Here is a 22,630-nt window from a genome sequence, read left to right as displayed (position 1 = left end):
TAGAGCATGAAAATGAGAATGAAAATCAATTATATTCAAAAAAAGCAGACCGGGATGATCCCGACCTGCTTTTCCTGACGTTACACGCTTCTTTTATTCAATCGTTCCCTTAATAGCATAGAACATTATCCTTTTACCCCGCCGGCGGTCATTCCCTCAATAAAGTAACGCTGGAAGAACAGAAACACGACGAGAATTGGCAAAATAGCCAGCACCGACCCGGCGATCAGCACATCATAATTGTTGCCATACGGCGTAAGCAGACTGGACAGACCAATCGGCAGCGTCAGCATATCGTTGGTACGCAGTACGATCATCGGCCACAGGAAGTTATTCCAGCTATTCATCGCCTGCAAAATAGCCATCGCTGCGAACGCGGGCGCCATCAGCGGCATCATAATCCGCACGAAAATGCCATACTCCGAACAGCCGTCAACCCGTGCAGCATCCATAAAATCCTTCGGTACCCCACTCAAATATTGACGGAAGAAAAAGATCGGAATCGGCGCGACGACAAATGGCAGAATGACGCCCCATACCGTGTTAATCAGCTTCATGCCGATCATCAGCTTATAGAGTGGGAGCATAATAATTTCTACTGGAATCATCATCACGACCAGTACGAGCGTAAAAATCACATTTTTCAGCTTGAACCGATACATCTCCAGTCCATAGCCCACCATCGCGGACAATATCAGACATAACACCGTGAATAAAACGGTTATGACAATACTGTTCCAGTACCATTGAAAATAATCCGTCGTCCCCTGAAAGATGAACGCGTAATTTTTCAAGGACATCATGCTCCACTCCAGCTTGAGATTCAAGCCGTACCGCAGCAACTCTGTCGATGGCTTGAACGAGGCCAGCGTCACGGCAAATAGCGGAAACAGGGCAAACCCGGCAAACAGGATGAACAGAACAACGAGCAGTGCGGATAACGCGCCTTTTTGCTTCTGAACCATCGCTTAGTCCTCCTTCCGAAACAAGCCGAAAAATTTGAGCTGGATCAGGTTCAGCAGCAGCGTAAATACGAGCAACACAATACCCACTGCGGCTCCGAAGCCCATACTGTTTTGCTCCAGACCTTGACGGTACAGATAACCGACAATCGTTAAGCCGATATCATTCGGAGAGTTATTCCCGTTCCACAGCATGTAGCTCTCCGTAAACATCGACAACCCCGCATAGATACTAATCGTAAATACGTAGATCGTCACCGGTTTCAGCATCGGAATCGTAATCCGCCAAAAGGAATCAAAGCGGCTGGCTCCATCAATCTGCGCGGCTTCGTACAGCTCGGGGGGAATGTTTTGCAGTCCCGACATGTAATACAGCATATTTACACCCAGCCATCTCCACAAGGCCAGCACGATCAACGCTAAAAATCCGGTGTTGGCGTTCATCAGCCATTTGTACGGCTCCAGGCCGAACACACCCAGCAAGGAATTCATCAGCGAACCGTCCAATTCCCCGAACATGAGCCGGAAAATCGTTCCCGCGACCACGACCGAGGTCAGTGCAGGTATAAACATCACCGAGCGAAACAAACCTCTGCCTGGCATTTTAGGCGAATTCAACAGGACCGCCAGCACCAGCGGCAGCGGAATCAGCACTACCAGCGTAAGCAAGGTATACAGGACGCTGTTCAGAATCGCTTTTCCAAACGTGGGATTGATCAAGTCTTTATAATTTTCCAGTCCGACATAAGTCGTTATGCCAGGCAGCACTTCCTGAAAGCTCATAATGACTGTCGAGATGACCGGGTACGCAAAAAACAGCGCAAAAGACAGTAGAAACGGAAGGACAAACACATACGGTGCCGTGCGGCTGGAATGAATAAAGCGGCTCCATCGGCTTCTGGTCGGACGCTGAGGTTTCGGCGGCTGACCTGTCGGTACATTTGCGTTCGTATGAACGGGCGTTGCCATGAATCTCACTCCCTTTCCTGTTGAGGTCTATCTCAATTCATCTGCCAGCTCATGCAGCACCGTCGCCGGATCTTCGCCATTCAGCAGTGTTCGGTAAAGTATTTTATTGCGAACTGCACTGGCGATATCAGGCGTTTTCGGTCCGATATGCACCGCATTGATTTCATCTTTTACCTCAATGAGCGTATCAAAAATATTCGTTCCGAAATAATCCGTAAACTTATTCTTCGCTTTGACTTCCGGCATCGTCCATACTTCACTGCGGATCGGATCAAAGCCGAGCTGCTTCCAAATCTCTACATTCCCTTGCTTGGACAGCTTGGCAAAAGCCAGAAAACGCATCGCCAGATCCTGATGTTTCGATTGGTTCGTGACCACCGTACCGGTTCCGCCCATCCCCGCTGAACGAGAGCCGCCTTTTTCCCACGCTGGCAACGGTCGGATGATGATTTTCCCTTTCAGGTCAGGCATGTAATCCGTAAAACGTCCCATATACCACATCGGCATCCACACCGAAGCGGCCCCGCCTTTGTTCATAAACCCGTAGTATTCCTCCATATGGTGTCCGCCGCCCGGCGCAGGAATGGCGATTTTGTCCTTCACCATCTGCTGGAGAAATTCAAGTGTTTTAATATTCGTTTCGTTATCCAGCGTCAGTTCACCCTTGTCATCCAGGAAATCCGATTTTTGCTGGGAGATCATCGGCCAGTAATTCCACAGGTCATTCGTTTCCACGGTCGCCATCGGCTTGCCCGTCTTCGCCAGCACTTGCTTGCCCGCCGCAGCATAATCTGCCCATGTTACAATAGAATCCGGGTTTACCCCCGCCTGATCCAAAATTTCTTTATTGTAATACATCACTTCGGCTCCGACATGAAAATCAATGCCGTAATACTTACCGTCCTTACCGTAAATCTGTACTCTGGAAGGCACAATGTTCTTCATCTCCGGGTCAATCACCGGATTGAGCGGAACCAGTTGCGGTATCCCTTTGAGGAAATTACCGATCTTGTTCACCTCGATATCCGCAATATCCGGTGCCCCCACCCCTGATTGCAACGCAATCGACAGCTTGCTGTGGTGGTTATCATAAGGAAATGTATTCGCTTTCAAAACAATCGGTTCATCAGGGTGCAGTTGGTTCCATTGGTCGGCCATTTGCAGAAAAAACTTCTCATGCAATTCATTAAAAGTCCACAATACCAATTCAGTTCCCGGCCCATCCTTTTCGTCGGCCTTGAAAGAACAGCCTTGCAGCAGTCCAGTCAGCAGAACAACCGCCATGAGCATCAACGCCATGCTTTTTCTTCGCAGCAGCATATCCTTCCCCCTTCGCATGATGAAAAGATGATTCATTAAAATGATTGCGCTTTCTTTCTTATTTAACATCAAGCCAAATTAGTTTACAAGAACATTATTTATAAAAAATACATTTTTAGCGCAAAACTAGCGCCTACATTGCATTATAGGGGGAAATTGAATTGAATGGGGATATGATGATTTTTGCATAAAAATGCGACCCGGCTCCAATTAAAATTCAGAGTGGGTCGCGCTCTTCTACCTATTCTTGGGAATGTGCTGCCTCGTCCTTAACTTCCTCTCGAAACGATCTAATACTTTCTTTACGACGATCATTCTTTTCTTCGATTTGCTTACGCTCCTCGTTGCTGATTTCAGAGGAAAATTCGTTGAGATATCCTTCAGCTTCATGCAGGTTCTGCTGTGTATTCTGGATACTTTGTTGCAAATGTTCAACATTATCGGCTCGATTATCTGGTTTTGCCATTTCGTTTGTCTCCTCCTAATAATGGGATCGCTCACTGGAGCGCTAATCCGTAGCTTGATCGTTATCGGATCATTTTATGCATTCCTGCGCCATTATTAATGAAACGGAGTAACTTCTATTATTTTTCCAGGTCATTCAGGACAAAATGCTCACCAAACCACTTTCCTGCGGCTTCGGCCTCGGTACGGGTCAATTGGTGACCATTGCGTTCCCAATGTGCATCTACCTGCGCGCCTGCGCCTTCCAGCAAGGTTTGCAGCTCACGAGATTCCGCAACCGGAACAATCGGGTCATTTTCACCGGAAGACATAAATACAGGGACACCGTTTAAGTCTGGCAGATTCAGCCCACGCAGCGGCACCATCGCATGGTGCAAAATAGCTCCACGCAGTGCCTTGGCATCGTGAAAGAGCATGCTGGCCGCTATGTTCGCCCCATTGGAATAGCCAAGAGCCACAACGTTGTTGCGGTCAAAATCGTATTGCTCCGCAGCCGTATCCACAAATTCACTCAGTTCCTTGGTACGGAATACGAGATCCTCGATGTCGAACACCCCCTCTGCCAAACGACGGAAGAAACGCGGCATCCCATTTTCCAACACATTTCCCCTTACGCCTAACACAGACGCTCCCGGTGCTACCATATCAGCCAAAGGGATCAGGTCTTGTTCGTTCCCGCCTGTACCGTGCAACAGCAAAATAACCGGGGCCTGCGGATGATTTCCTTTACGGAATACGTGTTTCATATCTATTTCCTCCTCTAATTTTTATTTTAAATTAAGATTCTTATTTTTGATATAAAATAATTATAGCGAACTTCCCTACCTTTTACAATCGAAATCAGCAAACCTGCTTTAAACCTTTTTCTAAAATGATGTATTTATCCGTTGACAAGTATCATAGCTCTATTTTACTATTGTATTAGATATTTAGAATATTATCTAAATATCTAAAGGAGGAAATGGATTTTGAATGATGCCTTCAAAGCTTTAGCTGATCCGACCCGGCGTAAAATATTACAGCTCTTGAAAGAGAAAAGCATGAGCGCAGGCGAAGTGGCTGAGCATTTTCAAATCAGCAAACCCAGCATATCCCACCATCTGAATATCTTGAAGCAAGCTGGGCTAGTGCTGGATGAGCGACAGGGGCAAAACATTATTTACACCCTGCATACGACGGTTGTCGCGGATGTCATCGGTTGGATGTTCAGCATTGCCCACTCCGATGCCCCTGCGAAACAAAATGCGAATGACATCAAGGATACGGAGGAATCTGAATGAAATCACCTGTGAGATGGAGCTTTATGGATGTTTTAACGACTTTGATTGCCTTATCACCTGCTATAGGCGCTTTACTGCTGTATAACCGGCTTCCCGATGTGCTGGCCTCTCATTTTAGCTTTGACAATACAGCAGACGGGTATATGAGTAAAAACAGTTCTATTCTCATGCTGGTGCTGTTGGGGCTGGTGCCTTTGCTCCTTCGGCTATCCCGCTACATGGACCCTAACAGAGCAAATTTCGAGAAATTTGCTAAAGCCTATGAGGTTACGCGTGTAGGCACTTCGCTCATTCTCGCTATAGCCGGTTGGGGAATGCTGCTGTATAACCTGAATTATCGGTTGCAGATGGTTACAATCATTTATGGAGTGCTGGGCCTGATGCTGCTGATGCTCGGTAATTATTTGACTCAGGTACAGCCAAACTATACCTTCGGTATCCGCACGCCGTGGACTTTGTCTAACCCGGAGGTATGGCGTAAAACGCACCGTTTCGGGGGCCCTATGATGATGCTAGGTGGTGCTTCGGGTTTGGTTGCGGCATGGGTCGATGGAGTGGCGGGAACGGTCATTTTTCTCACTGGACTGGTTATATCCGTCGTCGCCCCCATACTCTATTCCTTCCTCCTTTATCGCAAATTAAATCAAAAGTAGGCATGCAGGACGAAGTAACCCTGTCCAGACGGACAAAAGCGTATGAGACAATCCCAATGCATAAATAAACAAAGAACCTCCAAAACCACGATACACGTGGAATGGAAGGTTCTTTTTCATTCTAAAACTAGAACAACAGCTTATCGGGATGAGTGCCCACACGCTCATCAAGATGAAGTGCGTTGATTCGGTTAATATCCTCTGCCGTCAGTTCAAAATCGAACAAATCAGCATTTTCGCGGATACGATGTGCGGTTACAGATTTGGGAATCGTCACGATACCCCGATCCAGATGCCAGCGCAAAATAACCTGCGACGAGGTTTTGCCGTATTTTGCAGCTATCTCAACGATATCCGCTTGCTCGGTCAATTTACCCTTCATCAGTGGACTCCAGGATTCAAGCTGAATCTGGTGCTTCTGGCAGTATTGATGCAGTTCTTGCTGTGTCAGACGCGGGTGAAGCTCCACTTGGTTGATTGCAGGCACGATGTTGCTGTCTTTCAGGAGGTTTTCGAGGTGGTGAACTTGGAAGTTGCTGACTCCGATGGCGCGTACGCTTCCTTCTTCATACAGGCGTTCAAATGCCTTCCAGGTTTCCTTGTACTTGTCCTTGCCAGGCCAATGAATGAGATACAGATCAATGATGTCCAATCCCAGTCGCTTACGGCTTTCATCGAAGGCACGCAGTGTTGAGTCGAAGCCCTGATCCCCATTCCACAGCTTGGTGGTAATGAACAGTTTTTCTCTATCCGCCCCGCTGTCACGGATGGCTTGTCCAACCAATTCCTCATTGCCATAGATCGCCGCCGTATCCATGTGACGATAGCCCACCTCGATGGCCGTTTTGACTGCTTCGTAGACCTCATTGCCTTCCGCCTTGTACGTACCAAAACCCAGCCAAGGCATCTGAACTCCATTATTCAGTACAGTTGTATCCGCAATGTTCCCCATGTCTATCTCCTCCTGTTCCTGATTATGATTTAGAAAACGGGCTGATTACAATTTTGTTGCATCCTGAAAAGCATTGACTTGAAGCGGAGCAGCCAGCAATTCTTTAGCTGCGGCAACAAATGCCTGGAAATGGGCAGACTTGTTATGGAAATCTACAGCAGCAGCATCTTTCCACTCTTCAACCATGGTAAAAGCGTTGGGATCATTCAGATCCTGCATCAGCGTGTAGCGTACATTACCTTCTTCGGCTTGTGATGCGCTAATCAAACCCTTGGTTTGTTCCAGAAAAGCCTCTCTTTTTTCAGGTAAAACTTTCATATCAGCATGAATAATAATCATGATATTTTCCTCCTCACATTATGTAACTATTTCTATTATAGACCATTCATTCGACAGATTAAAAGTGCGGGCGTTCCTGTAATACAGTAAAATGGATCGTGTTGGAGAGAAAATCAGGCGATCGGCCCCTCCTATATCTTGCTTGACAGCGGTGAATGCACGTGCGTTTCCAGACAAAACTAATCCTTTTCATATCCCTTTTAGTGTTGGCGGTCACCGGGCTGTTGGGATCATTCTTTCGATATATGCTCACCTCTGCCCTGTATGGAATTCCCGCAGGCATCGTGACAGCCATTATTGGCGCACCGGTATTATCTGTATTTGCTGTTACGGGAACACAAGCAAAGAAGCAGCGGGTAGGGGTTACATTTCCACCTGTACACCAATGCGCTGATTGATTTCTTTTCTGAACGATTCATCACGTAATAGCCGCTCTTTAAATTCATTCATCATATTTTGCAAGGAGGCATTCGTGAACGGGTCCAGATCGTTAAAAAAGACCGCCATCTCCGTCGAATGTCCTTCCTTGTCCGTCGCATACATGGCCAGGGTGAGGACATATTCGGTAGATCCGCCCTTTTGTCCGGAATGTTGCAGCCATTCCTGATTTTCCGGATGATCCATCAGCTGTTCCATGACCTCAGACAATAATTTTTGCTCGGCTTTCGAAAAGCCTTGACGGCTATTCAGCTTACTCATCAAGGACGCATAATCCGCCGTCGTCGAAGCTATAAAACGTTCCGTATTCATTCGATTAAATTCCCGATCATACCATGTCGCAATAGCGGCATTTCTCTTATAAGAACCGCTCGTATCACGAGCCAGCTTGTTATGGATCATCTGGGCATGTTGGCGGAACTCCGCATCAGACATCGCTTGAACGGCTGCTTTGGCAGAATCGCTATACTTTGCACCATCCCATGCCCGTCCCTGGGTCTCTCTCATCCATTCATAAGGAATCAGAATGGAAGATACAAATGGATAAATCGGATCATGATCCTGGAGTCCCAGGTCAGATTTCGTTTGGTTAATCTGTTCCATGCCCAGTCTGTCCATTAAATACTCGGTATTGGCATTGGAGCTAAACCGAATCATACCTTTAGCGACTTCGCGCATAGACACGGTTCCGTTCTTTAACTGTCCTTTGGCTTCCATATCCTTCAACCATGCCGGATGTGCGCCACCATTCAGACGCGGTAGATAGAATCGCTCCAGCGCAGTCAGCTTGATCCGTTCATCCGGGTTGATTGTGCCTGCCGCCGCCTGCTTGGCATATTCCACCGCAATCACCGTCTTGACCGTACTCGCCAAGGGCATCATCCGGTGTTCCTCACGACCTGCCAGCTTCTTCCCATCCCTCAGAATCGTAATGGATGCTTTCTCTGGATGTTCCTCCAAAAAGCGCAACACGCGATGGGCGCTATCCTGCTCAATCGTTTCCTCCCTAGTGTCTGCTGCAATGGCAGTTGCGGGCCGAACAGTATCCGGGGTATTAGCCATTCTGTCCTGCTTCGATGATGGCAATCCTACAGCCATACCAATCACGATGAGTACCGCAGCCAAGCCCACCGCTATGATCACAAGCTGCTTTCGTTTCACTATATACCTCCCCCCGTATGCACTCAGCATACAGGTTTATTTTCCCATTTTTAACCTTCAGTTTCTATTGTAAACGAAAACAAAGCACAAAAAATTTCATTACATGTCATATTTGAAAATAAATTCAAAAAGGAGAGCCTCCCTGCATATAACACAGGTTGACTCTCCTTCACTAACCTTCCACCCTTACGCTGGATGTGGTACTTCTGTTCCGTTTAGGATCAGGTGCATGCGAATCTCCGCTTTTAAGGAATCGGATACGGCACAATATTTTTCCTTACCCATCTGAATCGCTTTCCACACGCGATAATCCGGAACATCGCCATCTACATGGAACGTCAGATCAATCGCTGTAAAACCCTTCGGCATTTCTTCCTTACGCGTACCTTCTGCGTCAATATCAATACGGGTAATGTCCGACAGGAAGCGATCCAAAATCATCGTAATATCAATGCCAATACATCCCGCCAGACCCGCCAGCAGCAGCTCCATCGGTGTCATGCCTTTGCCGTCGCCGCCATAAGCTGCCGTAGCATCCATCCCAACAGAATAACCGGACGGTCCCTCCGAAGTAAACGCGCGTTTGCCATGCCAGGTTGTAGATACTTTCATGTTCAAAGGCCTTCTTTCCATCTTCATAATGTATGATCTATTCTTATTCTCGCTTCAAAACTCACTGATTTGACGTAAAAATTTCTGTGTTCTCTCATGCTGGGGAGCCTCGAAAAATGCCTGTGGCGTAGCCTCCTCCAAAATCACACCGTCCGCCATAAATACAACCTTGTCCGCCACCTCGCGGGCAAATTTCATTTCATGAGTGACGACGACCATCGTCATGCCGTCCTGGGCCAGCTCCCGCATTACGCTCAGCACTTCCCCAACCAGTTCGGGATCAAGCGCCGATGTCGGCTCGTCGAACAGCATAATCGCCGGGTCCATCGCGAGCGCACGCGCAATCGCTACCCGCTGCTGCTGTCCACCGGACAAACGCGCAGGATGTACATCCTGCTTGTCCGACAAACCCACACGCTCCAGCAGCCGCTGTCCGATGGACATGGCCTTGTCGCGCGGCATTTTTTTCACTGTCAGCAGCCCTTCAATGACATTGCCGACTGCTGTTTTGTGTGGATACAGATTGAATTGCTGAAATACCATCCCCGTCTGCCTGCGAATATCACGAATGGCTGCTTGCCGGGTACGAAGAGGAGCCGTAGCATTTACCTCGATCCCGTTCAGCTCAAACTTGCCGGAAGACAGTTCCTCCAGACCGTTCAGGCAGCGCAGCAAGGTGCTTTTACCCGAACCACTCGGGCCGAGCAACACGACGATTTCACGCGCGGCCACCTGAAAATCAATGCTTTTTAACACTTCCATCTGACCGAAGCGTTTACCCAAACCGCTTGTTGTTATCATCCTCTATCATCTCCACCTTAATAAGCTCGGGCCAGACGCTTTTCCACCCGCTCCAGTATAGCGGAGAACCCAATGCTCATGATCCAGTACATGATGCCAATTTCGAGCAAAAACGGCATATAGCGCAGATACTGTGCCTGTAAAAGCTGTGCCTGACGCATCAGCTCACTTACCCCGATCACCGAAACGAGCGACGTTTCCTTAAGCATTCCGACAAACGTATTGCCCATCGGCGGAATCGCAATCCGCACAGCCTGCGGAAGAATGATGCGCCACATCGTTTGACCCGGTGACATTCCATTTGCATAAGCCGCCTCGGTTTGACCCTTTGGCACCGCTAAAATAGCCCCACGAAACGTCTCCGATAAATACGCTCCTGTATTGATACTCAGTGCAAGACAAGCAGCCGTCAGCGAGCCGAACGATATTCCGTAATCATCCAGTCCATAGTAAATGACCGCAATCTGCACCAAAACCGGCGTTCCCCGAATGATAGATACATAACTGCGCGCCAGCCAACGAACCGGACGATTTCCCTTCAACCGGGCGACTGCCACCACCAAGCCGATCATAAGGCCAAATAGCATGGAAACAATCGTGATATACAGCGTATAATAAGCGCCCTTCAATAAAAAAGGGACGTTCTCCCACATTAATTCAAGCATCGGTTATATTCCCTTCTTTCAGACGAGTGGCCCCATGTCAGCATGAAAGCCAAGACCGGAGCCAGACGCCTGTAACAGGCTTACGTTATTCTTTCGGCTCCTCGCCGAACCATTTTTTGAAAATCGTTTTATAGGTGCCGTCTTCCTTCATTTCTTTCAGAGCCTTGTTCAAGGCTGCTTTAAGCTCAGGAGTATCCTTGTTAATAGCCACACCCGCTTGGTCGGATTTAATTGGTTCGCCTACCGCCTTAATCTGGAAGCCGTTTTTATCAACAATGGGCTTGAGCGCATACAGATTGTTGATTGTTGCGTCAATTCGACCAGAGTTCAGATCCTTCAAGGAAGTAATGACATCATCGTACGTTTTAATCTCGAAATCGCCAACCTTCGGCAGCACTTCGTTACGCAGATAGGACTCATCATTTGTTCCCAAGCCGACACCAATCGTTTTACCTTTAAAATCCTCCAGCTTGGTAATATCGTTTGTTTTGTTGTTTACGATAATATTTACATTGTTTGTGATATACGGCTCTGTGAAATCAATGACCTTTTCACGGTCTGGCGTAATCGTCACCTGGCTAATCACCGCATCGAATTTCTTCTTTTGCAGACTTGGAATGAGTCCCGAAAATTCTTGTGCCGTGAACTCCGCTTTGACCCCGATACGCTTCGCCAATTCATTCGCGATATCAACATCAAACCCGTCCAATTCCTTTTTATCGTTCAAAAAATTGTACGGCTGGTACGTACCCATCATTCCAACCTTGATCACTCCAGCCTTCTTGATTGCTTCGAGCTGATTGCCCGCTGCCGCCTCATTGCTGCTGCCCGCTCCGTTGCTGCTGTTGGCAGCTTCCGGTTTCGTTCCGCAAGCGCTCAGCACCAGACTGAACATGGCCAAAGCCATAAGTGTAGTTACCAGGAACCCTCTTTTACGTGTTTTCATGAATCGTTCTCTCCTGTCTGGATGTAAATGATTGAGTACATATGTGTATTTTGGCTCTATTATTCGCCTCTTACTGCCAATTCATGCGATGTTGTCTCCCACCCGCCTAGTTTTGACCCAACAGTCCGTAAAATTCAAAATTAGCCGCTTCTGCCGCTAATCGTTTAGCCGTTACCTGCGTAATGTTGTCATGTGTTCCCTCGGAACCGAATAGCCAGCGTGTAATAACACCTTCGATCATGCTCATGAGCAGCGCTGCCCGTAATTCGATATCCAATCCGGCGGGTAGCATGTTTAGCTCTATCGCCCGCTCCATATTGCGTCGAAAAGCCAGTTCCATCGCGATTCTCGTCTCCCGAATGCTCTGGCGTACCGGTTCATCAACACCGCTGCCGATCAGGAGTAATCCCATCAGATAGCGGTTCTCCAATGCAAAATCAAACAGACGGACAAACAGCGCTTCGGATGCTTTAACCATATCAGCCAACGTGCCTGCATCACGGCGGTATCCTTGTCCTATTGCTGCCAGCAGTTGTTCGCGGCCTGTAGCGATAATCTCCAGTGCCAGCGCTTCTTTACTTTTAAAATGCCAATAAAACGTGCCTTGGGCCACTCCGGCCTCGACCACGATATCTGAAATCTTCGTTTGATGATACCCTTGCTCGGCGAATCGCTTCAATGCAATGTGAAGAAGCTGTGTTCTGCGATCGGTTTCGGCTGTTTCTTCTCCCGCTTGATCAACCAATGATCCATTCGCGGCTGTCTCGGACTGCTTCGCCTTCCTTGGCTGCATGGGTTTCCTCCTCCCGATTGATCAGTCAGTCAGTTTTGTATTTTTAATCCTATAGGATAAGTATACTTTTGTCAAACGAAAAAAAGAGAACCTCCGAAGAGGCCCTCTCTATCTTGAAAAAACGCTTCTATAGCAGTGCTTTTGCCGCAATATCCGTACGGTTTTGCTTGCCTTCAAAGATAATACGTGCCGCCTGTTCATACGCCTTGTCCCGCGCTTCGGCAATATCACGTCCCAAGCCGACCACGCCCAACACACGTCCGCCGTTTGTGACCCACTCGCCCTGTTCATTGATGCCTGTACCGGCATGAAACACGGTGGCTTCATTCGCCTGATCCAGTCCGTGGATCGGCACCCCTTTGGCGTACGAACCGGGATAGCCCCCGGAAGCCAACACCACACATACCGCTGCTTCATCTTTCCACTCAATCTCTACCTGATCCAGCGTGCCATTCACAGCAGCCAGGAAAATATCAAGCAGATCAGATTTTAGCCGTGGCAGTACAACCTGCGTTTCCGGATCACCGAAGCGTGCGTTAAACTCAATCGTCTTCGGCTTACCGTCCGGAGAAATCATCAATCCCGCGAATAAAACGCCCCGGAACGGACGACCTTCAGCCACCATCGCTTTTGCCGTCGGCTTAATGATGGTCTCAATGGCTTCCTCAATAATCGAATCCGCTATATGCGGTAATGGGGAATACGTGCCCATCCCCCCCGTATTCGGCCCTTTGTCACCATCAAAAATAGGCTTATGATCTTGCGCCGCTGCCATCGGACGAACCGTTTCACCATCCACAAAGGAAAGAATCGACATTTCCTGTCCGGCCAGAAACTCCTCGATCACAACCTGCGCCCCGGCTTCGCCGAACACCTTCGCTACCATAATATCGGATAAAGCCTTTTCCGCTTCTTCCATAGAGTAGGCGACTGTGACCCCTTTGCCCGCTGCCAGTCCATCCGCCTTAATGACCACAGGAATCGGCTGTTCCTTCAAATAGGCATGTGCTTCCTCATAGGTATAAAACTTGCGATAGGTCGCTGTCGGAATATGGTATTTGTGCAGCAGATCCTTCATAAAGATTTTGCTGCCTTCAATTTCCGCTGCATTTTTACGCGGTCCGAATACCGGAATGCCTTTCGCTTCAAACGCATCCACAATACCGTCTGCCAGCGGATCATCGGGGCCAATCACAACAAGTCCGACCTTTTTGGATTCCGCCAGCTCTGTCAACGCGTTAAAATCACTCACCGGAATCGGTACGCACTCTGCCAACTGCCCGATGCCGGCATTGCCCGGCGCGCAGTAGATTTGTCCGGCCTTGGGGCTTTTTTTCAGTGCCCACACTATCGCATGCTCGCGGCCGCCCCCACCGATAACCAAAATATCCATTCAGGTGATTCCTCCCGCTCCCGTTATGGTGTCAAGATTTTGCAAAATCCTCGTGTGAGAGAATGCTGCTGCATTCTCAGCTAATACAAGCTAGTGTTTGAAATGACGCACGCCTGTGAAGACCATCGCAATGCCGTGCTCGTTAGCAACCTTGATGGATTCTTCGTCCTTGATGGAGCCGCCCGGCTGAATAACTGCCGTAATGCCTGCTTGGGCTGCCAGCTCCAGCGTATCGCCCATCGGGAAAAATGCGTCAGATGCCAGCACAGCACCCTTTGCTTTTTCTCCAGCCTGCTCAATAGCGATTTTAGCCGCTCCGACACGGTTCATTTGTCCCGCGCCCACGCCAATAGTCATATTGTCTGCTGCCAGTACGATTGCATTGGACTTTACATGCTTAACCACTTTCCAGCTAAACAAAAGCTGTTTCAGTTCTTCCTCGGAAGGCGCACGATCTGTCACTACAGTAAGTGCGTCCGGGTCTACAGCGTGAATGTCGTTCTGCTGAACAACCATGCCGCCTTCAATGGAAGTAACTACGAAACGGCTCTCAGCCTGTTCAGATGTGGATAACTCGCCCAGATCAAGCAAACGGATGTTTTTCTTTTTCGTCAAAATCTCCAGTGCTTCTTCCGTAAAGCCCGGTGCCTGTACAATTTCCAAAAAGATTTCGCTCAGCTTCTTCGCTGTATCGCCGTCAATAATCCGGTTAGCCGCTACGATGCCGCCAAAAATGGAAGTTGGATCAGCCGCATACGCCTTGCTGTACGCTTCATAAATGCTGCCGCCGATTCCCACGCCGCAAGGATTCATATGCTTAACAACTACCACTGCTGGCTCACTGAATTCTTTAACAATTTGCAGGGCCGCATTAGCATCGTTGATATTATTGTAGGACAGTTCCTTGCCGTGAAGCTGCTTCGCTGTCGTCAGTGTACCCTTGGCCGCCAACGGCTGACGGTAGAATGCTGCCTGCTGATGCGGATTCTCGCCATAGCGCAAATCCTGAATTTTTTCATAGGTTACCGTGTAACGCTCAGGCAAAGGCTCGCCTGTCACATTCGACAAATAATCAGAGATGAGCGCGTCGTATGAGGCTGTATGACGAAAAACCTTTGCTGCCAGACGCTTACGAGTATTCAGCTCGGTATCGCCATCCTTGCGGATTTCGTCCAGCACTGTACTGTAATCGTCCGCATCTACTACCACACTTACGAATGCATGATTTTTTGCCGCAGAACGCAGCATGGTTGGACCGCCGATATCAATATTTTCAATCGCGTCCTCATAGGTTACACCGGGTTTGGCGATCGTTTCCGCAAAAGGATACAGATTCACAACGACCAGATCAATATAATCCAGTCCAAGCTCCTTCATCTGACGCTGATGCTCCTCATTATCCCGAACAGCCAGCAGGCCGCTGTGTACCGCAGGATGGAGTGTTTTAACACGTCCGTCCATAATTTCAGGAAATCCTGTTACCTCTGAAATGCCGATGACAGGAATACCCTCCTTCGACAACAAGCTGCTCGTTCCCCCTGTCGAAACGATTTCCACACCCAATTTGGACAACTCGCGGCAAAATTCCACGATCCCCCGTTTATCTGATACGCTGACAAGCGCTCTTTTAATGCTCACCATTTCTCCTCCTTTAGCTCTTCAGGATTTTGCAAAATTCGGTTCCAGCGCTCCAAAGTGCAATCTATAGACGAACTAAAGCATTTCGATCTATATATTGTTCATTGAAAGTCGTTTATTGGATTTTGCAAAATTCTCCTTTATCAATTTATTTCCCGAGAAATATCGGAAAATGCCTATACGGCATCCTTGATATGACAATGATATGACAAATTACAATCATCTTTAGAGAAGTGAAATCACCTTACGGCCATCCAATTGGATTTTGCCTTGAGCCAGTCTGCCAACCACCTCTGGATATAACTGACGTTCCACGGATTGAATGGCTGCGGATAAGGATTCCGCTGTATCATGGTCGTGTACTTCTACGATACGCTGGGCAATAATTGCTCCCGTATCCATCCCCCCATCCACAAAATGAACGGTGACCCCGCTTACCTTGACCCCATAGGCCAATGCCTGTCCAACAGCATCTTTTCCTGGAAATGCAGGAAGTAGTGACGGATGAATATTGATAATTTTTCCGGCGTAGGCATCTACCATGACACTGGATAACAAACGCATGTAGCCTGCTAACACGATGAGATCAATGGATTTCTGCTCCAGCAAAGATACCAGTTCAAGCTCATAATCTTCGCGGGAAGCATATTCCTTAGGTCGAAAAGTGTGACACGCAATTCCGGCTTTCTGTGCTCTGGCTACGGCAGGAGCCGCAGGCTTGTCACAGATCAGCAGTTCTACCGTTGCCCCGCCCAGTTCTTCTCGCGCAGCCGCATCCACCAATGACTGAAAATTCGTTCCTTCCCCTGATGCAAAAACAGCAACCCGGTACTCGTTCATTACACCTCGGCTCCCGTAAAGGTCACGATAGAACTGCCTTCCGTTACTTTTCCGATCACATAAGCGGCCTCGCCCTGTTCTTTCAGAACTTCCAGTGCAGTCTGTGCATGCTCTTCGCTTACAACGATAACCATTCCAATCCCCATATTAAAGGTAGTGAACATATCTTTGTTGGAGATTGCACCTTTTTCCTGCATGAGCTGGAAGATCGGCAGAATCGGCCAAGCTCCGTATTCTATATCCACATTAACGTGATCCGGCAGCACTCTAGGGATATTCTCGATAAAACCGCCGCCCGTTATATGCGCCATACCTTTTACTTTTACCTTGTCCAACAATGCCAAAACGGATTTTACATAAATTTTCGTTGGCTCCAGCAGTACATCACCCAGTTTGCCGTTCAAGCCTTCGATTTCATCATGCAGACTGTATCCTTGCTGTTCCAATAGCAGCTTGCGAACCAGTGAGAAGCCATTACTGTGTACTCCGCTGGAAGCCAGTCCGATAACCGTATCTCCGGGGGCAATGGAACTGCCGTTAATGATCTTGCTTTTATCTACAATCCCGACCGTAAATCCGGCAATATCATATTCACCCTCGCTGTACATCCCTGGCATTTCTGCGGTTTCACCGCCGACCAGCGCACAGCCCGATTGATGGCACCCCTCTGCGATTCCAGCAACAATAGCTTCGATTTTCTCAGGTATAACCTTGTCACAAGCGAGATAGTCGAGAAAAAAGAGCGGCTCCGCGCCCCCGACGACAATGTCGTTCACACACATCGCAACCGCATCAATACCAATAGTGTCATGACGATCCATCGCGAAAGCAAGCTTCAACTTTGTGCCGACTCCATCCGTACCGGAAACGAGTACAGGCTCCTCGTACTTATCCTTATTCAGGCCGAACAACGCACCGAATCCGCCCAAATCCGTCAGCACTTCGGGACGGAAGGTACGTTTGACGTGCTTTTTCATCCGTTCTACTGCTTCATTACCGGCAGCGATATCTACCCCTGCGTTTTTGTATGCTTCGGACATTCATGAACACTCCTTCAAATGATTGACCCTCCTAAGTCCTCCCTAATAGGGAGGATTCCATGGGGCTGCTCCCCCTGGACCCCTCAAGAGTCGGTCAGATGCGTAGGGTTGGTGTTGCTTGGTGATTGGTTCGTGCTGGGAGTCGCGTGTTTTCCTTGTGGTTTGCGGGATTTTCCCACCAACCACAAGGACACGCTTTAGAGCGCGGCCGCCTTTCGCAGCGGCGGCAGGGCACATCCCGGGCTGTTTGCTTCGCAAAGGCGGGGATGTGCCGGGCAAAGTAGTGAGCAGCGCCAATGGCTGGCTTACTTCTTTGCCCTCAGGTTTGAGGCAGGCAGCTTCGCCCAGCCTGCTATGGAGCTTCGCTTCGCTGGCTCAACCTTATAAGAGCAGGGTGACTTTTTATGAGTCACCGCCCCTTTAAAAACTCATGGCATGAAATAGTTATGCCATGAGTTTTTAACTACCTTACCTGTCCCTCTTCCCCGTGGGGAACAGAAGAGGGACAGGCACGGCTGCAAAAGGATGCACACCTGAGGAACGCAGCGGGTGGAAGGATTCTGGAGAAGCGAAGCGTTCGCCTTTGCCGCTGGATTCCAACCCTGTAAGGGTCATTTTAATCCAGGAATCCAGCGGCAACAGCGATCGTAAGAACCTTCCACTCGCGGAGTGGCCCCCTCAGAACCGCCATCCCCATACCCACCATGCACCGCTGTACCTCTTTTGTTCCCTTTTCTCAGCAACTACATCCGAGCTTTTCTTCGCCTTTGAAATCCACTTGAGTGGGATAATCATTATCGAAGCAGGCCAGGCACAAACCGCCTTTGTAATCCTCTTCGTTATATCCGCCTACAGCGGCGATCAAGCCCTCGGCACTCATAAAATAGAGCGAATCGGCGTTAATCTCCTGGCGGATTTCCTCGACTGTTTTGGACGACGCGATCAGTTCCCGGCGATCCGGCGTGTCGATGCCGTAGAAGCACGGGTTTTTGAAAGGCGGCGAGGTAATGCGTACATGTACCTCTAGCGCTCCTGCATCCCGTAGCATATTCACGATTCGACGGGATGTGGTGCCCCGCACAATGGAATCGTCGATCATGATGACCCGTTTACCTTCGACAACGCGGCGTACGGCGCTCAGCTTCATTTTCACACCTTGCTCGCGCAGCTCCTGACTCGGTTGGATGAAGGTACGTCCGGTGTATTTATTTTTAATCATGCCCAATTCATAAGGAATACCTGTCTGCTCTGCATAACCAATCGCCGCAGAAATACTGGAATCCGGTACCCCGGTAACCAAATCAGCATCGACAAAAGCTTCCAACGCCATTTGGCTGCCCATTCTTTTACGTGCAGCATGAAGATTAGAACCATTCAAGTCACTGTCAGGACGAGCAAAATAAATATATTCCATCGCGCACAGTGCTTTACGATGCTTGCCTTCACTGTAACGGTCTTCGTGCAATCCATTTTTGTCCAACACCAACAGTTCACCCGGCTCGATATCGCGCAACAGCTCTGCTCCAATCGTTTCCAAAGCACAGGATTCAGAAGCAAACAAATATGCATCACCCAATCTGCCCATCGTCAACGGACGTAAGCCGTTAGGATCGGAAGCTACCAGCAGCTTGTCGTTGGTCATAATGAGAAAAGCAAACCCACCGACAATTCGCTTCAATGCATCCTTGGCCGCTTCCACCAAATCCTTGGAAGACCGGGCGATCAAATGCGCAACGACCTCCGTATCGCTTGTCGTTTGAAAAATAGACCCGCCCTGCTCCAGCTCATGCCGGATTTGCAAGGCATTCACGATATTCCCGTTCGTCGCTACCGCTAGATCGCCATCACGATATTTGAACACCAAGGGCTGTGCATTCGTCAGCTTGCTGTCTCCACTTGTCGAGTAACGTACATGTCCTATGGCAATATCGCCTGTCAGCGAAGCCATCAAATCTTTATTGAATACTTCTTTAACAAGGCCCATTCCACGATGATAATGGAACTCGTCTCCACTGCTCACACAGATGCCCGCGCTTTCCTCTCCGCGATGCTGGAGCGCATGCAATCCGTAATATGCTAGAGAAGCAGCATCGGAGTGTCTGTACACCCCGAATACGCCGCATTCCTCTTTTAATTTATCAAACAGCCCCTCTTTACCAGAGCCTTCATTATAATAATCTCCAGTCCACAACGTCCGTGCTGTTATTTCATCAGACATGGAATGACATCCTCCCAGATTTGCTTCAAACTGGCGACTGCCTCGTTCAAAGCGGGTTGTCCGTTCACCTCAACTGTCAATTGTGATCCTTCAACTTTTCCTAATACGGTAACTGGCACTTCCAAACCACGCAGATGTGCTTCCAGCGCAGACGCTTTATCTGGCGATGCAGATAACAAAATGCGGGACTGACTTTCGCTAAACAAAGCATGGTCAGGACGCAAGGTCGTTTCTACGTTGACCTGTGCTCCCAATCCGCCGCTAATCCCGGATTCGGCAAGCGCTACAGCCAATCCGCCCTCTGCCAGATCATGCGCGGATTGTACCAAGCCTGATTGGATGGCGCTAAGCACCGCAGTCAGCAGCCTTTTCTCCACGTTCAAATCCAGCTCAGGCGGTCGTCCTTCGGATACACCGTGTACGACAGCCTGGAACTCACTGCCTCCCAGCTCCGCCTTCGTTTCTCCCACCAGGAAAATCACGTCACCTTCGGCTTTAAAGCCTTGTGTCGTAATATGATCCGTGTCATGCACCAGACCCACCATACCGACAACAGGCGTCGGATAGATGGAACCTTTGGCATTTTCATTGTACAAGCTGACGTTGCCTCCGATGACAGGTGTATCCAGTACGCGGCAAGCTTCTGCCATACCGTCTACGGCTTTTTCCATTTGCCAGAAAATATCCGGTTTTTCAGGGTTGCCGAAGTTCAGGTTGTCCGTGATCGCCAGTGGTTCGCCGCCAGAGCATACAATATTACGTGCTGCTTCGCTGACCGCAATCCGTCCGCCTACCTCTGGATCAAGGTATACATAACGTCCGTTACAGTCCGTCGTCATGGCAAGTCCTTTGCGGGTTCCGCGCACGGTCACTACTGCCGCATCCGAGCCCGGACGAACGGCCGTGCTAGTGCGAACCATGTAATCATACTGCTCATATACCCATTTTTTACTAGCTATACTTGGCGAAGACAGTACCTTTTTCAGCGCACCGTTCAAATCCGTCACTTCTGCATAACGCAGTGTGTCAATGGTAGCGTTCTGCTCATAATAAGCAGGAACTTCAGAAGGCTTGTCGTAAATCGGACACTCGTCCACCAGCGCCGTCACTGGCATATCACCCACCACTTCACTGTGATGGAACAAACGCAAACGTCCGTCATCCGTCACCTTACCAACCTTGGCACAAATCACACCCCAACGCTCGAAAATTTCAAGCGCCTGTGCTTCATCCTTCGGTTCTACTACGAACAGCATGCGTTCCTGAGATTCAGACAGCATCATTTCATAAGGTGTCATACCCTCTTCACGCTGCGGTACCTGATCCAGATACAGCTCGAGACCGTTGCCAGCCTTACTCGCCATCTCCGCACTGGAGCAGGTAAGTCCTGCCGCGCCCATATCCTGAATACCCAGCACAATACCGCTGTCGATCAGCTCCAGACATGATTCCATAACCAGCTTCTCCATAAATGGATCGCCTACCTGAACCGCAGTCCGATTCGCTTCGGATTCCTCGGTCAGCTCAACCGATGCGAATGTCGCTCCATGAATCCCGTCACGGCCTGTCGGCGGTCCCACATAGAACACCGGGTTACCGACCCCTTTAGCAACACCGCGCTGGATTTTATCATGGTCAATCAGTCCGACACACATCGCATTGACGAGTGGATTGCCTTCGTAGCTTTCATCGAATACAACCTCGCCGCCTACCGTCGGAATACCGATACAGTTCCCGTATCCCGCAATACCAGATACCACATGCTCGAACAAATATTTCACACGGTCGCTCTCCAGCTTGCCAAAACGCAGAGAATTGAGCACCGCCACAGGTCTTGCACCCATGGAGAAAATATCACGGATGATGCCGCCTACCCCTGTCGCTGCCCCCTGAAAAGGTTCCACAGCCGACGGATGGTTATGACTTTCGATTTTAAATACAACTGCCTGATTATCACCGATATCTACAATCCCTGCGCCCTCACCTGGTCCCATCAGAACTCGTGGGCCACTCGTTGGAAAACGACGCAGCAACGGCTTGGAGTTTTTGTAAGCACAATGCTCTGACCACATGACACTGAATACGCCTATCTCCGTATAGTTCGGCTGACGCCCCATGAATTCACAGATCAACGCATATTCGCTGTCCGACACACCCATCTGCTGATACAGTTTATGTTCGGCAACCTGCTCTGCCGTTGGTTCCTTAGCGGACACTTGCTGCGCCATGACGATCCCTCCAAGCGTTCAAAATAGATGTAAACATACGTTTGCCGTCATCCGTTCCAAGCAATGCGTCCACCGCGCGTTCCGGGTGAGGCATCATGCCCAGCACGTTTCCTTGTTCATTACAAATTCCTGCGATATCCGTTACGGAACCGTTTGGATTATCTTTATACGTAAATACGATCTGGTTATTCGCCTGCAAGCGAGCCAGCGTCTCATCATCACAGTAATAGTTGCCTTCGCCGTGGGCGATGGGAATGACGATCTCCTCACCGGCAGCATAATCCTTTGTAAAAGGCGTTTGATTATTCGCAACCTGCAACACCGTATCGTGACAACGGAACTTCATCGACAGATTACGGCGTAAAGCACCCGGTAACAGTCCGGCTTCGGTCAAAATTTGAAAACCGTTGCAAATACCCAAAATGTATTTGCCCTCGGCAGCCGCTTTGGCTACTTCCTTCATCACCGGGGCAAACCGGGAAATCGCGCCGCAGCGCAGGTAATCCCCGTAGGAGAAGCCTCCTGGAACAAGAATACAATCATAAGGCGACAGATCCGTCGCAGTATGCCAAACATAATCGACAGGTTCACCGACCGTGTCCTCTACCGCCTTATAGCAGTCAATATCACAGTTGGAGCCCGGAAAAACCAGAACTGCAAATTTCATGGAATCAGCCCTCCAGTTCGTAGCGGTAGTCTTCAATGACCGTGTTGGCCAACAGCTTTTCGCACATCTCGATGACGCGCTTTTCTGCACTCTCGCGGTCTGTTGTATCCAGATTCAATTCCATATACTTACCAATTCTGACGCTGTCCACTTCTCCGAAGCCCATAGAATGCAGTGCGCCTTGCACCGCAACCCCTTGCGGGTCCAAAACGCTTTGCTTAATTGTGACATAGACCGTTGCTTTAATCAT

25 protein-coding genes are annotated in these 22,630 nt (G+C 49.1%); 3 read left to right on the top strand and 22 right to left on the bottom strand.

Annotation, left to right across the window (positions count from 1 at the left end):
• Positions 1–125: 125 nt before the first annotated feature.
• The 5 genes from ACWXW9_RS25705 to ACWXW9_RS25685 form a co-directional block, all read right to left on the bottom strand.
• The gene (locus tag ACWXW9_RS25705; RefSeq protein ID WP_494931730.1) at positions 126–965 is read right to left on the bottom strand and encodes a carbohydrate ABC transporter permease; all 840 of its coding nucleotides are present in this window, start codon (positions 963–965) and stop codon (positions 126–128) included.
• Between the two features lie 3 nt (positions 966–968).
• Positions 969–1,931 carry a carbohydrate ABC transporter permease gene (locus ACWXW9_RS25700; RefSeq protein WP_134911164.1) on the bottom strand — a complete coding sequence of 321 codons (963 nt, stop codon included), beginning with the start codon at positions 1,929–1,931 and terminating at the stop codon, positions 969–971.
• A gap of 27 nt (positions 1,932–1,958) precedes the next feature.
• Positions 1,959–3,251 carry an ABC transporter substrate-binding protein gene (locus tag ACWXW9_RS25695; protein ID WP_494931729.1) on the bottom strand — a complete coding sequence of 431 codons (1,293 nt, stop codon included), beginning with the start codon at positions 3,249–3,251 and terminating at the stop codon, positions 1,959–1,961.
• A 241-nt stretch (positions 3,252–3,492) separates the two neighbouring features.
• The gene (tlp, locus tag ACWXW9_RS25690; RefSeq protein ID WP_192512936.1) at positions 3,493–3,717 is read right to left on the bottom strand and encodes a small acid-soluble spore protein Tlp; all 225 of its coding nucleotides are present in this window, start codon (positions 3,715–3,717) and stop codon (positions 3,493–3,495) included.
• Positions 3,718–3,835: 118 nt separating this feature from the next.
• On the bottom strand, positions 3,836–4,462 hold the full coding sequence (locus ACWXW9_RS25685) for an alpha/beta hydrolase (protein WP_494931728.1): 627 nt from the start codon (positions 4,460–4,462) through the stop codon (positions 3,836–3,838).
• Between the two features lie 222 nt (positions 4,463–4,684).
• Between ACWXW9_RS25685 and ACWXW9_RS25680 the strand changes: the two genes are divergently transcribed.
• Both ACWXW9_RS25680 and ACWXW9_RS25675 read left to right on the top strand, forming a co-directional pair.
• The gene (locus ACWXW9_RS25680; protein WP_134911168.1) at positions 4,685–4,996 is read left to right on the top strand and encodes an autorepressor SdpR family transcription factor; all 312 of its coding nucleotides are present in this window, start codon (positions 4,685–4,687) and stop codon (positions 4,994–4,996) included.
• Positions 4,993–5,649: an SdpI family protein gene (locus ACWXW9_RS25675; RefSeq protein WP_494931727.1), complete on the top strand. Its 657-nt coding sequence runs from the start codon at positions 4,993–4,995 to the stop codon at positions 5,647–5,649. The genes ACWXW9_RS25680 and ACWXW9_RS25675 overlap by 4 nt, the downstream gene beginning before the upstream one ends.
• Before the next feature lie 127 nt (positions 5,650–5,776).
• On the opposite strand, the gene ACWXW9_RS25670 is transcribed toward ACWXW9_RS25675, so the two are convergent.
• From ACWXW9_RS25670 to purM, 12 genes are all read right to left on the bottom strand, one after another.
• Entirely contained in the window at positions 5,777–6,601 is an 825-nt protein-coding gene (locus tag ACWXW9_RS25670) for an aldo/keto reductase (RefSeq protein ID WP_494931726.1), read from the bottom strand.
• A gap of 45 nt (positions 6,602–6,646) precedes the next feature.
• Positions 6,647–6,940: a putative quinol monooxygenase gene (locus tag ACWXW9_RS25665; RefSeq protein WP_134911171.1), complete on the bottom strand. Its 294-nt coding sequence runs from the start codon at positions 6,938–6,940 to the stop codon at positions 6,647–6,649.
• Positions 6,941–7,303: 363 nt separating this feature from the next.
• On the bottom strand, positions 7,304–8,539 hold the full coding sequence (locus tag ACWXW9_RS25660) for a serine hydrolase (protein WP_494931725.1): 1,236 nt from the start codon (positions 8,537–8,539) through the stop codon (positions 7,304–7,306).
• A 186-nt stretch (positions 8,540–8,725) separates the two neighbouring features.
• The gene (locus tag ACWXW9_RS25655) at positions 8,726–9,151 is read right to left on the bottom strand and encodes an OsmC family protein (protein ID WP_044647021.1); all 426 of its coding nucleotides are present in this window, start codon (positions 9,149–9,151) and stop codon (positions 8,726–8,728) included.
• Between the two features lie 54 nt (positions 9,152–9,205).
• Complete coding sequence (locus tag ACWXW9_RS25650; protein WP_494931724.1) at positions 9,206–9,952, bottom strand: amino acid ABC transporter ATP-binding protein; 747 nt, start codon at positions 9,950–9,952, stop codon at positions 9,206–9,208.
• Positions 9,953–9,969: 17 nt separating this feature from the next.
• Entirely contained in the window at positions 9,970–10,617 is a 648-nt protein-coding gene (locus ACWXW9_RS25645) for an amino acid ABC transporter permease (RefSeq protein WP_342416646.1), read from the bottom strand.
• An 85-nt stretch (positions 10,618–10,702) separates the two neighbouring features.
• A complete protein-coding gene (locus ACWXW9_RS25640) occupies positions 10,703–11,563 on the bottom strand; it encodes a transporter substrate-binding domain-containing protein (RefSeq protein WP_044647018.1) in 861 nt (286 codons plus the stop codon).
• A 106-nt stretch (positions 11,564–11,669) separates the two neighbouring features.
• Positions 11,670–12,356, bottom strand: a complete 687-nt coding sequence (locus ACWXW9_RS25635) for a TetR/AcrR family transcriptional regulator (RefSeq protein ID WP_494931723.1) — start codon at positions 12,354–12,356, stop codon at positions 11,670–11,672.
• A gap of 127 nt (positions 12,357–12,483) precedes the next feature.
• Entirely contained in the window at positions 12,484–13,749 is a 1,266-nt protein-coding gene (gene purD / locus ACWXW9_RS25630) for a phosphoribosylamine--glycine ligase (protein WP_494931722.1), read from the bottom strand.
• 90 nt (positions 13,750–13,839) lie between these two features.
• The gene (gene purH, locus ACWXW9_RS25625; RefSeq protein ID WP_494931748.1) at positions 13,840–15,387 is read right to left on the bottom strand and encodes a bifunctional phosphoribosylaminoimidazolecarboxamide formyltransferase/IMP cyclohydrolase; all 1,548 of its coding nucleotides are present in this window, start codon (positions 15,385–15,387) and stop codon (positions 13,840–13,842) included.
• A 225-nt stretch (positions 15,388–15,612) separates the two neighbouring features.
• The gene (purN, locus tag ACWXW9_RS25620; protein WP_494931721.1) at positions 15,613–16,227 is read right to left on the bottom strand and encodes a phosphoribosylglycinamide formyltransferase; all 615 of its coding nucleotides are present in this window, start codon (positions 16,225–16,227) and stop codon (positions 15,613–15,615) included.
• On the bottom strand, positions 16,227–17,267 hold the full coding sequence (purM, locus tag ACWXW9_RS25615) for a phosphoribosylformylglycinamidine cyclo-ligase (RefSeq protein ID WP_483873258.1): 1,041 nt from the start codon (positions 17,265–17,267) through the stop codon (positions 16,227–16,229). Before purM ends, purN begins: the two co-directional genes overlap by 1 nt.
• 118 nt (positions 17,268–17,385) lie before the next feature.
• On the opposite strand from purM, the gene ACWXW9_RS25610 reads away from it, so the two are divergent.
• The gene (locus ACWXW9_RS25610) at positions 17,386–17,691 is read left to right on the top strand and encodes a hypothetical protein (protein ID WP_494931720.1); all 306 of its coding nucleotides are present in this window, start codon (positions 17,386–17,388) and stop codon (positions 17,689–17,691) included.
• 44 nt (positions 17,692–17,735) lie between these two features.
• Here ACWXW9_RS25610 and ACWXW9_RS25605 read toward each other — a convergent pair whose 3' ends face one another.
• The 5 genes from ACWXW9_RS25605 to purS all read right to left on the bottom strand — a co-directional run bounded on the left by ACWXW9_RS25605 (position 17,736) and on the right by purS (position 22,630).
• Positions 17,736–17,906, bottom strand: a complete 171-nt coding sequence (locus ACWXW9_RS25605) for a hypothetical protein (RefSeq protein WP_494931719.1) — start codon at positions 17,904–17,906, stop codon at positions 17,736–17,738.
• Positions 17,907–18,003: 97 nt separating this feature from the next.
• Positions 18,004–19,485, bottom strand: a complete 1,482-nt coding sequence (gene purF / locus ACWXW9_RS25600; protein ID WP_192512948.1) for an amidophosphoribosyltransferase — start codon at positions 19,483–19,485, stop codon at positions 18,004–18,006.
• Positions 19,470–21,713: a phosphoribosylformylglycinamidine synthase subunit PurL gene (gene purL, locus ACWXW9_RS25595; protein WP_494931718.1), complete on the bottom strand. Its 2,244-nt coding sequence runs from the start codon at positions 21,711–21,713 to the stop codon at positions 19,470–19,472. The genes purF and purL overlap by 16 nt, the downstream gene beginning before the upstream one ends.
• A complete protein-coding gene (purQ, locus tag ACWXW9_RS25590; protein ID WP_494931717.1) occupies positions 21,691–22,380 on the bottom strand; it encodes a phosphoribosylformylglycinamidine synthase subunit PurQ in 690 nt (229 codons plus the stop codon). The genes purL and purQ overlap by 23 nt, the downstream gene beginning before the upstream one ends.
• 4 nt (positions 22,381–22,384) lie before the next feature.
• Positions 22,385–22,630: a phosphoribosylformylglycinamidine synthase subunit PurS gene (gene purS / locus ACWXW9_RS25585; RefSeq protein ID WP_014279841.1), complete on the bottom strand. Its 246-nt coding sequence runs from the start codon at positions 22,628–22,630 to the stop codon at positions 22,385–22,387.

This window comes from Paenibacillus sp. LT-B23, assembly GCF_059417685.1.
Note: the sequence above shows the minus strand (reverse complement) of the source record. Positions and strands in the feature narration are given on the sequence as shown.